This window comes from Nonomuraea sp. NPDC049758, from assembly GCF_040674635.1.
Taxonomy (GTDB): Bacteria; Actinomycetota; Actinomycetes; order Streptosporangiales; family Streptosporangiaceae; genus Nonomuraea.
Genome location: NZ_JBFAMZ010000002.1, coordinates 328,084 through 340,260, shown reverse-complemented (window position 1 = coordinate 340,260; position 12,177 = coordinate 328,084). Strand labels below are relative to the sequence as shown.

Annotated in this window: 10 protein-coding genes and 1 tRNA gene; 8 read left to right on the top strand and 3 right to left on the bottom strand. The window is 67.8% G+C overall.

The window, feature by feature from the left end; translation table 11 throughout:
- Positions 1-115 precede the first annotated feature (115 nt).
- The 4 genes from AB0J46_RS06010 (at position 116) to htpX (ending at position 6,286) form a co-directional block, all read left to right on the top strand.
- Positions 116-2,059 carry an NADH-quinone oxidoreductase subunit L gene (locus tag AB0J46_RS06010; RefSeq protein ID WP_364327063.1) on the top strand — a complete coding sequence of 648 codons (1,944 nt, stop codon included), beginning with the start codon at positions 116-118 and terminating at the stop codon, positions 2,057-2,059.
- Positions 2,056-3,699 (top strand): NADH-quinone oxidoreductase subunit M, encoded by a 1,644-nt coding sequence (locus AB0J46_RS06005; RefSeq protein WP_364327060.1) that lies wholly within the window; start codon positions 2,056-2,058, stop codon positions 3,697-3,699. The genes AB0J46_RS06010 and AB0J46_RS06005 overlap by 4 nt, the downstream gene beginning before the upstream one ends.
- Positions 3,696-5,255 carry an NADH-quinone oxidoreductase subunit N gene (locus AB0J46_RS06000; protein ID WP_364327058.1) on the top strand — a complete coding sequence of 520 codons (1,560 nt, stop codon included), beginning with the start codon at positions 3,696-3,698 and terminating at the stop codon, positions 5,253-5,255. The genes AB0J46_RS06005 and AB0J46_RS06000 overlap by 4 nt, the downstream gene beginning before the upstream one ends.
- A 179-nt stretch (positions 5,256-5,434) precedes the next feature.
- Positions 5,435-6,286: a zinc metalloprotease HtpX gene (gene htpX, locus AB0J46_RS05995; protein ID WP_364327055.1), complete on the top strand. Its 852-nt coding sequence runs from the start codon at positions 5,435-5,437 to the stop codon at positions 6,284-6,286.
- A gap of 151 nt (positions 6,287-6,437) precedes the next feature.
- Here the strand turns inward: htpX and AB0J46_RS05990 are convergent, their stop codons facing one another.
- A complete protein-coding gene (locus AB0J46_RS05990; protein WP_364327052.1) occupies positions 6,438-6,908 on the bottom strand; it encodes an NUDIX domain-containing protein in 471 nt (156 codons plus the stop codon).
- Positions 6,909-7,010: 102 nt separating this feature from the next.
- Positions 7,011-7,508 carry a YajQ family cyclic di-GMP-binding protein gene (locus AB0J46_RS05985; protein ID WP_364327049.1) on the bottom strand — a complete coding sequence of 166 codons (498 nt, stop codon included), beginning with the start codon at positions 7,506-7,508 and terminating at the stop codon, positions 7,011-7,013.
- A gap of 219 nt (positions 7,509-7,727) precedes the next feature.
- On the opposite strand from AB0J46_RS05985, the gene AB0J46_RS05980 reads away from it, so the two are divergent.
- From AB0J46_RS05980 to AB0J46_RS05965, 4 genes are all read left to right on the top strand, one after another.
- Complete coding sequence (locus AB0J46_RS05980; RefSeq protein ID WP_364327046.1) at positions 7,728-8,408, top strand: sulfotransferase family protein; 681 nt, start codon at positions 7,728-7,730, stop codon at positions 8,406-8,408.
- Positions 8,409-8,495: 87 nt separating this feature from the next.
- Positions 8,496-8,577 (top strand) — tRNA-Tyr (locus AB0J46_RS05975).
- A 250-nt stretch (positions 8,578-8,827) separates the two neighbouring features.
- Complete coding sequence (locus AB0J46_RS05970) at positions 8,828-10,069, top strand: hypothetical protein (protein ID WP_364327043.1); 1,242 nt, start codon at positions 8,828-8,830, stop codon at positions 10,067-10,069.
- Complete coding sequence (locus AB0J46_RS05965; protein WP_364327040.1) at positions 10,069-10,959, top strand: nucleotidyl transferase AbiEii/AbiGii toxin family protein; 891 nt, start codon at positions 10,069-10,071, stop codon at positions 10,957-10,959. The genes AB0J46_RS05970 and AB0J46_RS05965 overlap by 1 nt, the downstream gene beginning before the upstream one ends.
- Here the strand turns inward: AB0J46_RS05965 and AB0J46_RS05960 are convergent.
- Positions 10,881-12,110 (bottom strand): hypothetical protein, encoded by a 1,230-nt coding sequence (locus AB0J46_RS05960; RefSeq protein WP_364328039.1) that lies wholly within the window; start codon positions 12,108-12,110, stop codon positions 10,881-10,883. The two genes, AB0J46_RS05965 and AB0J46_RS05960, sit on opposite strands and share 79 nt — an antisense overlap.
- Between the last annotated feature and the right edge of the window lie 67 nt (positions 12,111-12,177).

The window sequence follows — 12,177 nt, the reverse complement described above, 5'->3', positions numbered from 1 at the left end:
CCGCCACCCCCTCCGGCACCACCCCGCCCTCTCTCAACGACCACCATCCGGCCTCGCCGACCGGCCCAGGCCAGCCCCTCTCGGACGACCGCCGCGCCCGGAGAGGGGGCGAGCTGTGACGACGTTCCCGCTGCTGGCCGTGTTGCTGCCCGCCCTCGCCGCCGCCACCGGCCTGCTGCTCTCCCGCTGGCCGCACGCCCGCCCCGCTGTCCAGGAACAACCACCGGTCGAAGCGCGGCTCGCCGCGGCCGAGAAGACCGCCGGCGAACGCGCCAACGCCCGAGCCGCCTGGATCGCCGTCATCCCGACCGCGGCGTCGGCCGTCCTGGCTCTCTGGCTGGCCTGGGGGCCGGGCTTCACGTTCCTCGAAGGCGGCGCTCCCTCGGCGTCCGTGGGCCGCACGTACGGCTCGATCGTCACCGGCGGCGTCCCGATCTCGCTGACCCTGCTGGCCGACGACCTGTCGGCCGTCCTCGGCGTCCTGGTGACGCTGGTGGCGCTGGCCGTGCAGGTCTACTCGGTCGGCTACCTCAAAGACGATCCCCGCTACCCCTCCTACAGCGCGTTCATCAGCCTGTTCACCAGCGCCATGCTCCTGGTGGTCTACGCGGGCGACCTCCTGGTCCTCTACGTGGGCTGGGAGATCATGGGCCTGTGCTCCTACCTCCTCATCGGTCACTGGTGGGAAGACCGGGGCAATTCGCGCGCGGCGGTCAAGGCGTTCCTCGTCACCCGGCTCGGCGACGTCGGCTTCCTGTTCGGCATCTTCGTCCTCGGCACGGCGGCGGGCAGCTTCCGCGTCGCCGACGTGCTGGCGAAGGTGCCCGACATGTCCGCGGCCACCCTGACGACGGCCACCATGCTGCTGCTGTGCGGCGTCGCCGGCAAGAGCGCCCAGGTGCCGCTGCACACCTGGCTCCCCGACGCCATGGCCGGCCCGACCCCGATCAGCGCGCTGATCCACGCCGCCACCATGGTCGCCGCCGGCATCTTCATCGTGGCCAGGCTCTTTCCCGCCTTCCTCGCCGCCCGTCCCACGCTCGACGCCCTGGCCGTCATCGCCGCGATCGGCATGCTGGGCGCCGCACTGGCCGCGTTCGCCCAGGACGACCTGAAACGGGTGCTCGCCTACTCCACGGTCAGCCAGCTCGCCTACATGGCCGGCGGCCTGGCCGCGGGCTCCGACCGGGCGGCGATCTTCCACCTGGTGACCCACGGGGCGTTCAAGGCACTGCTGTTCCTGTGCGCGGGAGTGGTGATCCACCACGTCGGCTCCAACCTGATGACCCAGATGGGCGGGTTGCGTCGCGAGCTGCCGGTCACGTTCGTGACGATGACGGTGGGGTTCGCCGCTCTGATGGGCCTCCCACCGGCCAGCGGCTTCTTCAGCAAGGACGGCGTCCTGGCGGCCATGGACGCCGCGCTGGCCGGCGGCGGCCTGACGGACGCCGCCGCCCTGCTCCTGTACGGCTGCGCCCTCGCGACCGTCGCCGTCACCGGCGCGTACGCCACCAGAGCCTGGCTCCGCACGTTCTTCGGGCCGCCGCGCGTGGTGGCACTCCCTGAGCCCGAGCCCGGCACGGCCCACGTCGTCGACGTCACCGAGGCCCCCAAGACCATGCTCGTGCCCGTCGTGCTCCTCGCGGTCCCCGCTCTGCTGCTGGGCTTCGCGGGGCAGCCGCACGTCGACCTGGCGGTGGCCGCGATCAGCGTCGTGCTCGCGCTGCTCGGCGCGGGCGTCATCTACGCCGTCTGGCGCGGCGATCCCGTCACCGACCCGGCCCGCCTGCTGGGCCCTCTACGGGTGCCCTGCGAGCGCGCCTTCTACGTCGACGACGTCTACGCGGCGCTGTTCGTCCGCCCGATCACAGCCCTGGCCCGGCTGGTCGTCAGAACGGACGACGTGGTCGTCGACGGCGCAGTCCGCGGGTCGGGCCGCACCGCCCGCGGCCTGTCCGGATGGCTGCGCCTGGTCCAGAACGGCAACGTGCAGCTCTATGTCAGCGGCGTTCTCGCCGGCGTGATCCTGATCGCGGTGGGGGCGGTGATGCTCACATGACGGGCTGGCTGTCGGTCGCACTGCTCGCCGTGCCCCTGCTCGGCGCGCTCGTGCTCCTCCTCGCCCCCGGCGCGCTCCGCCCGGCCCTGCGCACGTACGGTTTGATCCTCTCGGGGGTCACGCTGGCACTGGCCCTGGTCATGGCGGCCACGTTCGACCACGGGCGGCCGACGAGCCTGCAGTTCGCGGTCGACCAGCCATGGATCCCCGGCCTGGAGCTCCGCTTCCATCTGGGCGTCGACGGCATCTCGCTGCCGCTGATCGTGCTCACCGCGCTGCTGACGTTCCTCTGCTTCGGCTACCTGTCCTGGGGCCGGCCCCGCACGCCGAGCCGGTTCCTGGGGAACAGGCCGAGGGCGCTGGTGTTCACGCTGCTGGTGCTCGAAGTCGGCATGATCGGCACGTTCCTCGCCCTCGACCTGCTGCTCTTCTTCGTCTTCTTCGAGATCGTGCTGATCCCGATGTACTTCCTGATCGGCATCTGGGGCGGCGCAGGGCGCCGGGCGGCGTCGGTCAAGTTCATCCTGTACACGCTGCTCGGCTCGGTCGTGATGCTCCTCGGTCTACTGCTCGTCTGGGCGCGGACCGGCACGCTCGACATGGCGGAGCTGGCCGCCGCCCACGGCGCAGGAATGTCCAGGTCCGTGCAGATCCTGGCGTTCGTGGCGATCGGTGTGGGCCTGGCGGTCAAGACGCCGATGTGGCCCCTGCACACCTGGCTGCCCGACGCCCACACCGAGGCCCCGACCGTCGGCTCGGTGCTGCTGGCCGGAGTGCTGCTGAAGATGGGCACGTACGGTTTCGCCAGGATCGCCATCCCCGTCCTCCCCGAGGGCGCGACCGCCGTGGCGCCGTGGCTGGGGGCGTTCGCCGTGGCCGGCATCGTCTACGGCGCCCTGGCGTGCCTGGCCCAGCGTGACCTCAAACGCATGATCGCCTACTCGTCCGTGGGTCACATGGGCTTCGTCCTGCTCGGCTTCGCCACCCTGACCCCGGTCGGCGTCAACGGCGCCCTGTTCGCGAACGTCGCCCATGGCCTGATCACCGGCCTGCTGTTCTTTCTCGCCGGTGGGATCAAGGACCGCTATCACACGGCCGACATGCCGAGCCTCGGCGGCGGCCTGCTGGCCACGATGCCGCGACTGGGATCGGTGCTCACGTTCGCCGCGATCGCCTCCCTCGGGCTGCCCGGCCTGGCCGGGTTCTGGGGGGAGATGCTGGCGCTGCTGGGGTCGTTCCAGCCGGCGAGCGGCCTGCCACGTGCGCTCTTCCGCACGTACATGGTGATCGGCGGCCTGGGGGCGGTCCTGACGGCCGCGTACTTCGTGCTCATGCTGTCCCGCGTCACCCACGGCCGTCCGTCGGGAGCCGCGCGGCGGCGGGAGACCCCGCCGGAGGGGGCGACTCCGGACGAACGTCCCGTTGTGCCTCTCGGCTCGGAGGAGTCGTTCCCGGGGCAGCCGGCGACCGCCACCCTCGAAGCCGGGAACGCCACGCAGCGCATCGACGACCTCCGGTCCTATGAGGCGGCGGCGTGGACCCCGCTGGTGGTCCTGATCGTGCTCTTCGGGCTCTGGCCCGGTCTCCTGCTCTCACTCACCACGCCGGTGGCGCAGACCCTGCTGGGAGCCCTGCCATGACTCAGCAGATCGACTACTTCGTGATCGCGCCGCCGCTGGCATTGGCGGTGGTGGCCGGGCTCGTGCTGCTGCTCGACGTGTTCCTGCCTGCCTCGACGCGTACCCGCACCGCGCTCGGGCTGGTGACCCTGGCGGGGGTCGTCGTGGCCCTCGGATTCGTGGTCGCGCAGACCGCAGGCGGCACGTCCCGGGCGACGTTCTGCGTGCCGCCGGACCTCGCGACCGGGGGAGCGGGCACGCTCTGCTCGTTCGTCGCCGACCGGTTCACGACGGTCTTCGCGGGGCTGGTGCTCGTCGCGGCCTTGGTGGTCGTGCTGATGTCGATGACGGAGCTGGCCGGGGGCGGCATCCCGGCCGGTGAGTGGTACTTCCTGCTGCTGTGCACCCTCGTCGGCGCGGTGACCCTGCCCGCCTCCCGCGACCTGATCATGCTCGTGGTGGCACTCGAACTCGTCTCGCTGCCGGTGTTCGCCCTCACCGCGCTCAGACGCTACGACGGCCGCGCCTCGGAGGCCGCGGTCAAGCTCTTCGTCGTGTCGGTCGTGTCCACGGCCGTCATGCTGTTCGGCGTCTCCCTTCTCTACGGCGTCTCCGGGGCGGTCCACCTGTCCCGCGTGGCGGCCGTCCTGGGCGGCCGGATCCCGGCACCGGGGGCGGCGGGCACGCACTCCACCGCCCTGGAGACGGCCCACGGGCTGCCCGCGGTCGTCACGGTGGGCGTCGTCCTCGTGGCGGCCGGGTTCGCGTTCAAGATCGCCGCCGTGCCGTTCCACTCCTGGGCGGCGGACGTCTACCAGGGCGCGCCCGTTCCGGTGGCGGCCCTGCTCTCGGTCATCTCCAAGGCGGCCGGGTTCGCGGGGCTCATCCTGGTCCTGGTCACCGGGCTGGCCGGCCAGTCGTCCACCTGGGGGCCGGTGATCGCGGTCATCTCGGCGCTGACCATGACCGTGGGCAACCTGCTCGCCATGCGTCAGCGGTCGGCCGTCCGCATGCTGGCCTGGTCCTCGGTCGCCCAGTCCGGCTACGTCCTGGCCCCGCTGGCGATCGCCGCCACGGCGGCCACGTCCCAGGCCCCGTCCCAGGCCGCGACCGGCACATCCGTCGCGTACCTGGTCATCTACGCGGCCATGAACCTCGGGGCCTTCGCCGTCGTCATGCTCGTCTCCAAGGCCGCCCCGCGCAACGAGCTCGACGATTATCGCGGCCTGGTCCTCCGCAGCCCGGCGGCCGGCATCGCGCTGGCCTTCTGCCTGGTCTGCCTGGCAGGGCTGCCGCCGGGGCTGGCCGGCCTCTTCGCCAAGGTCTTCGTGTTCCGGACGATCGTCGAAGGCGGCCTCGGCTGGCTCGCGCTGGTCATGGCCGTCAACACCGTGATCGGCCTCTACTACTACGCCGCCTGGGCGGCCCGCCTCTTCGCCTCTCCCGGGGAGACGCGCCTGCGTGGCTCGTCCCCGTCGGCGTGGCTCGCCGTCGGGCTGGCCCTGGCCGTGGCGATCCTCTTCTCGGTCGCTCCGCAGCTCGTGCTGGACATGACGTCCTTATCGGCCACGAGCTGACCGTAGGCAGGTCATGACACCGGCTGTCCTCATGCGGGCAGCCGGGCCGCACCCCGCCTGCTCCCCGGGCGGACACGGCGGTAAGTCGCGCTCCGCCCGCAGCTGAGCACGCCGGGGAACGATAGAGCGGGTCATCATCGTTGGACGAGGTGAAACCCGGACCACGAAGGGGGGAGACCTTGCACCACAACGGTCTGCGTACCGCCATCCTCCTGGGAGGTCTGTCCGCGTTCATCATCGTGATGGGCGCGTGGCTGGGGGGTGGCACGGGCCTGCAGATCGCGCTCGTGCTGGCCCTGGTGAGCAACGGCGTCGCCTACTTCTTCTCCGACCGCATCGCGTTGTCGGCCATGCGGGCCAGGCCGGTCAGCGAGGTCGAGCACCCCACGCTCTACCGGATCGTCCGCGAGCTCTCCACCGAGGCGCGCCAGCCGATGCCGCGGCTGTACATCTCCCCGACGGTCCAGCCCAACGCCTTCGCGACCGGCCGCAGCCCGCGGAAGGCCGCCGTCTGCGTCACGTACGGCCTGACCCAGCTGCTCGACGAGTCCGAGCTGCGCGGCGTGATCGGGCACGAGCTGTCCCACGTGTACAACCGGGACATCCTGGTCTCGTCCGTGGCCGGTGCGCTGGCCACGATGATCACGTGGCTCAGCTACGTCGCCGTCTTCTTCGGCGGTTCCGACGACGACGAGGGGCCCGGGTTCGTGGGCGCCCTGCTGATGATGATCCTCGGGCCCGTGGCGGCCGGGATGGTCCAGATGGCGATCTCCCGCACCAGAGAGTTCCAGGCCGACGAGTCGGGAGCGCGGCTCACGGGCGACCCGCTGGCCCTGGCCTCGGCCCTTCGCAAGATCGAGATGGGCGCGCGCAGGCTGCCGCTTCCCGAGAACAGCCGTCTCACGTCGGCGTCCCACATGATGATCGCGAACCCGTTCAGCGGATCCGGCTTCGGCCGCCTCTTCTCGACGCATCCGCCCACGTCGGAGCGGGTGGCGAGGCTGGAGCGCATGGCCGGCTACCGCCGCTGACCTTCCCGGCCAGGCGAAGTGCGGGGGACGCGTCCGCGCCGAATGCGTCAGGGCCTCCGAAATCGACCGTGAGCCCCGAACGGGGCTCACCCGTCATCGTGCCCTTCAGCGGTCCTGCTGTGGCGATCAGGGCCTTCCGGCGACGTCGGGGCTACCCGAGCTCTCCGGCCGCAGCGATCCTCCTCAGGATGGCCGGCAGGTCCTCCGGGAAGAAGGTCTCCTGGGTGTTCTCGAGTTCCTCCGCGCTCCACCACCGATGCCCGGTCGTCGTCTCCTTCTCGATCTGCTCCATGTGCTCGAACGACACGGCGGTGTCGTGCACGCGGATCGCGAAGAAGGTCTGGTCCTGTGTGATCGCATAATCGGACCAGCAGAACTCGATCGTGCTCGTTCCGTACGGCCCGGTGAACTCCGCCACCTCCCGCCGGATCCCGACCTCCTCGTACAGCTCGCGCGCGGCGGCCTGCCGAAGCTCCTCGCCGGCCTCCGCCGCGCCCCCGATGGTGAACCAGAACGGCTTGTCCGGCAGTTGCGGATCAAAGCCGTGCAGCAGCAGCACTCGGTCTTTCGCATCAAGGGGCAGGACGCGTGCCGTGAAGCGGCGCAGGGGGATCTTCGTCACGGTGGTCGAGCCTACGATGCCGGATTCGCCCGTTCCACCGCGAATGCAGGCCCGAGGCACAAGAAGGCGCGTACGCCGCCATGTGCCCCGGATGCCGACCTGTTAGCGGTAGTTCACGAATTGCAGAGCGATGTCGAGATCCTTGCCCTTGAGCAGAGAAATGACGTCCTGCAGATCGTCCTTCTTCTTCGAACTGACCCGCAGCTCCTCGCCCTGGATCTGCGCCTTGATGCCCTTGGGGCCCTCGTCGCGGATCAGCTTGGAGATCTTCTTGGCGTTCTCCTGGTCGATGCCCTCCTTGAGGGTGACCAGCATGCGGTATTCCTTGCCCGACAGCCTGGGCTCGCCCGCGTCGAGGATCTTCAGCGAGAGCCCGCGCTTGACCACCTTGTCCTTGAACGCGTCGAGTGCGGCATTGGCGCGCTCCTCGCTGTTCGCCTTGATCTCGATGTTCTCACCGGTCCAGCTGATGCTCGCCCCGGTGCCCTTGAAGTCGAAGCGGTGTCCGATCTCCTTGGCCGTCTGGTTCAGCGCGTTGTCGACCTCCTGGCGGTCGATCTTGCTGACGATATCGAAAGATGAATCGGCCAAAACACCCATCCTCTCGGCTGTGAAAGCGTTATTCGGGATCCCGCCTCTCCGCCGTACGCGAAACCGCTCCGTCGTACGCCGAATGCGCGGACCCAGCGAACGAGCCTAGCCAGCATCGGCGCGCCGTGCAGTCCACGTGGGTGCGAGGCGGCTTGATGCCGGGCCCTTGGCGACGGATCATGCCTGTGGACCCACATTTCGCAGTTTCCGATCGTATTGGTAGGGATCATGCGAGTCATCGGAGCCGGCTTCGGCCGTACCGGAACCTTGTCCACGAAGACCGCGCTGGAACGTCTGGGCTTCGGCCCATGTCATCACATGACGGAGGTGCTCCAGAATCCCGTCCACATCCGACGCTGGCTGGACCTCGCCGAAGGCCGTCCGGTCACCTGGGAAACCCTCATGTCGGGGTACGACTCCTGCGTCGACTGGCCGGCCGCCGCGTACTGGCGCGAACTCGCCCACCACTACACCGACGCCAAGGTCATCCTCACCGTCCGCGACCCGGAACGCTGGCTGGCCAGCATGAACGCCACCATCTTCAAGCAGTCGGCCCGCGCCCGCACCTGGTCGGGCCGGACGATGGCCACGCTCTCCCGCCTCCTCGACACGGACTTCGCGGCATTCATCCGGATGACCCGGTTGGTCGTGAGCGAGCGCGTCTTCGGCGGCGGCATCCCCGACACCGAACTCGCCCTCAAGATCTTCACCGAACACGTGGAGGAGGTCAAAGCCACCATCCCCCAGGACCGCCTGCTGGTGTTCGAAGTCGCCCAGGGCTGGCAGCCGCTGTGCGACTTCCTCGGCGTACCCGTCCCGGACGAACCCTTCCCCAGAACCAACGACGCGGCAGGCTTCGACCAGCACGCACGCGGGATGGGACGCATGCTGTTCCGGCGCAGCCGGTGACCACGATCCGGCTGGGGACAAACTGGTGTCACGTACACCTCGGAAGTCCGCTATTCTTCTGTCTGTCGCCGCGAGAGCGGATGGCACGGCAGGTTGCCCGAGTGGCCAAAGGGAGCGGTCTGTAAAACCGTCGGCTCAGCCTACGCAAGTTCGAACCTTGCACCTGCCACACCAGCGGGAAGAGGCCCGTCACCAGCGGAAACGCGGTGACGGGCCTCTCGCGTTGTGTCCGACCGTCTACGACGGTCACCGGTACTTAGCGGGCAGCCACGGCTAATACGCGGCCAAGTTCTAGGCACGGATTCGACGCGAGTAGGGAGGAGGAACTGGGTGAGCGGCCGGCCTCCCCCTTGCCTCCTCACCTCGTTGAGCTGGCGTATGGAATGAGTGGCGATCGAAGGCGTCGGAGTAGGTGGGGCGTGACCGACCAGCGGCATGGTGCTCTGGCACGCGGCTTTGTGGCCGACCTCTTGACGGATTGGGTACCTGATGCCATCGGTGCCGTAGACGCCGTAGGTGCACTGAGTGAAGGCTCTACGCCCTCCGCCAGCCCTGTTGAGGCGGACGAGATCACGGTGCAGATGGCCATGCATTCGGAGCGACTCGCAATCATCGACGTGATGCTGCGTGCTCGCCTGCACTGGCTCGTGGACGAGGCACTCACGGGTCACCTGCCGCCCCCAGGCGTATTCAGCTATCGCTCTAGCTACTCGGACTACCACGCCGGCTACTGGAAGCGCGCCGCGCGTCTTCGAGAGTTGTCCACAGACGACCGTTACCCGCTTGTGCTGTACGCCGATGTGCATCGGTTCTCCGCCTCGGTGTCCCTGGAGATCTTGGTGCGGCAGCCGTGGATGACTTCGGCGCTTGCCAAGGAACTCACCGCCCTTCACGCTGTCGCCGGCAGATGTTGCCTGCGAGGCCATATCTGGGCTAACCGACTCTGTGGCACCGTACTAGAGCCGCTTGATGCGGCACTTGAAAGAGCTGTAGGGCCTCGATGGGTTCGCTGGTCGGACGACATCCACGTGTTCGTCACCGACGACGACGAAGCCCAGCAAGTTCGTCAACTCATCGCCGAGGAACTGGCTAACCAGGGGCTCAGACTTTCCGATGCCAAGACAGGCATCCGGTCGGCAGCATGGCCGCTGGCCGGCCCCGCCAGAAACGTTGCTGGTCAGCCTGCGGAGGTTTGGCGTCTCGCCGTTGAACACGATGACGTACGGGCGGCGCGCTATGCGCTGTCCCGGCTTGGCCCCTTGGGAGACGCCATCGCCCTGAGAGATCTTGTCGCGATAACAGGTGCGCATCCTTACCTGCTTCCGCGTGCGATCCACTACCTAGACCACTTCGCGGAGACGACGAAGGGGATGGAAATCTTCCATCAGTGGCTGGAACGAGAGCCAGCACCGTGGCCTCAGGCACGACTGCTTGCCTTGGCGATACGTCATCCGGCCCTTCTCGTGACCTTGCCCAAACGAACAGTCCAAGACGCAGCGAACTCCGATGTGGTAGCCGTACGTGCACTGGCATGGCGGGCCTCACTTGAGCAGGGCCGGATCACGCCCGCGCCTACGAAGCGTCTGTCCTCATGGGCACGGGATAGTGGGTGGTTGAGCGGACGGGGGGCTGATCTGCCTAGCGTGGAAACTCTGCTGTGATGTATCCCGCCGAGACGGCCGCCTGGGGCGAGCACGAATACGAGGTCCTTCCGCTCATCAGCCGGACATCCATCCGGGCATATGCGTCCGCTATTGAGGGCCTGACGAATGCGCTGCCTTCCGGCCTTTGGCATGTCAAGGGCGCCGCCGCCCTCCTAGCGCATGTTGGGCCGACTGCCAGACTTCCTCGTGACCTCGACGTCAGCATCGCAGCACCCGCTGCTGATGCCCTCCTCCGTCACACCGTGTCACTGATGGATGACGAAGGTGGTTCAGTGGACATCCTCGGGTCTGAGGCCATGCGGTTCAGCGACCCAAGAGCAAAGCCACAGGTGTACCGAGTACTGCTAGGAGTGGGGCGCGACCCAGTAGTGGCCTTCATCACCGTAGATGTCCTGACGGTCCCGGAGGAAGGCGCACTCGCTGACACGCGGGTGATACCCATAACGTTCCCGACGTCCACAACGTGTGCTCCTGCGGCGACTCTCAGCAGGTGCCTAGCGCAGAAGCTGCTCCGCTATACCAAGCGGCGTAGCGACAACCGGGTGAATACTCGTTGGTCGGACTTGTGGGATTTTCTCGTGGCGGCATCGAGTCCCGCCGCCGCGCAACTGGATACGTCGGTGTTGAGGGATGACGTCGAGATCGAGTTTTCGCATATGGGTCGGACGATTCCAACCACACTCCCAGAGCCACCCGTAGAGTGGCTGGACTATTGGGACGCGCACTCGTTCCAGTCGAGGTCCTCCTTTGGCTCCCTGAGCACCGCAGCGGCTCGCCTGACGCACTTCTGGGATCCTGTCCTCTCTTATCAGGGCGCGTCGCTCCATTGGGACTCCGCCTCGTGGCGGTGGAGAGGTGTCCCAAGCGCATCGATGAACTCGCGGTGAGACGCGGGAGGAAGGTGTCGTAGCCAGTGGTCCGCGTGGCGGCGAGCGTGATGCCAGTGGTGACTGGGGTGATCACGCAGGTGCAGTAACCGATCGAGGACGATTCGGCTTTCGCGGGCTGGCAGGGGTTCTCCGAACACGTGCAACTCTGCGAAGGGTGTGTCCTCTGGCGTGAGCAGTTTCGTCACGTGGAGGCTGAACTCAGCCTGTCGTCGCGCAACGTCCCGACCTGCCGCATCGGCTTTCTGTGCCCTCGCTGCTCCTGCTCCACTGCGAAGCCGCCCTTCGTTGGAGGCATTCGTAGCTGTCAAGATCGTCCTGAAGTAATCCTTGGATGGCACCATCCCTTCGAGGCCGTCGCCCAACGTCCCGAAAAGCATCCCTGGCTGACAACTGAGAGAGCGGAGGTGGACAGCTAGGGATTGCTCACGATCCAAGCGGTCGTTGTACGCCGCGTCCAACGTCATGGCTGTGCTTCGCTCGGCTGCGAGCCATGCGCGTGCCACGGGTAACAGTCGTGTGGCGTTGCCTTCGGCTGAAGTTGTCGCATTCGTCCCGACAGTCGGTGCTGATTCCTTCTTCAGCCCCCACTCAACGCCATGGACATCAGTGATCACGTAGAACGGCATTTCCGGCGCGCTAGCAAGCTCCCCGATTCGGTCGCCCCGCCGAACTCCTGGCCAGCGGGGATCATCCCCGTCGCCGACTGCTACCTCCTGGGCGCCGTAGGGCCTGACCAGCACCGCTGCGAGCATCGACGCGACCTCGTGTTCACATGGATTCGGCCGTTGGGCGCGCCACTCCTCAAGGCTCCGCTGAGCCTCACTAGCTTGCAAGCCTGAATAGTTGCGCCGCAACCGCGCGGCAACACCAGCGCGATAGCAGGCGGCCAGCAAGGTGGAGATCCGGCGACTCGGAGACCCGGAGAGCGCGACGGTGGTCCAAGACCATCCCATCCGGGTGCGTGAGTCGGCAGGCAGGGTTTCGCCTATGGCCATGGCCATGCTGGGCTTGGCCCCAGGGTGGACGGCGATCAGGTCCTTTCCGTAAAACCCGGCTCGCCAGGCCGACGGAAGAGTGGTGGCGAATTGGGCCAGTTCGGAGCGCACGAGTTCCAGACCGCGGATGTGATCGCCCTGTGCCTCGATCATATATCGCAGGGCAGTAGTGACCACGACTACTGTTACTGCTGAGCCCTCTACCCCCGCTAGCACATCA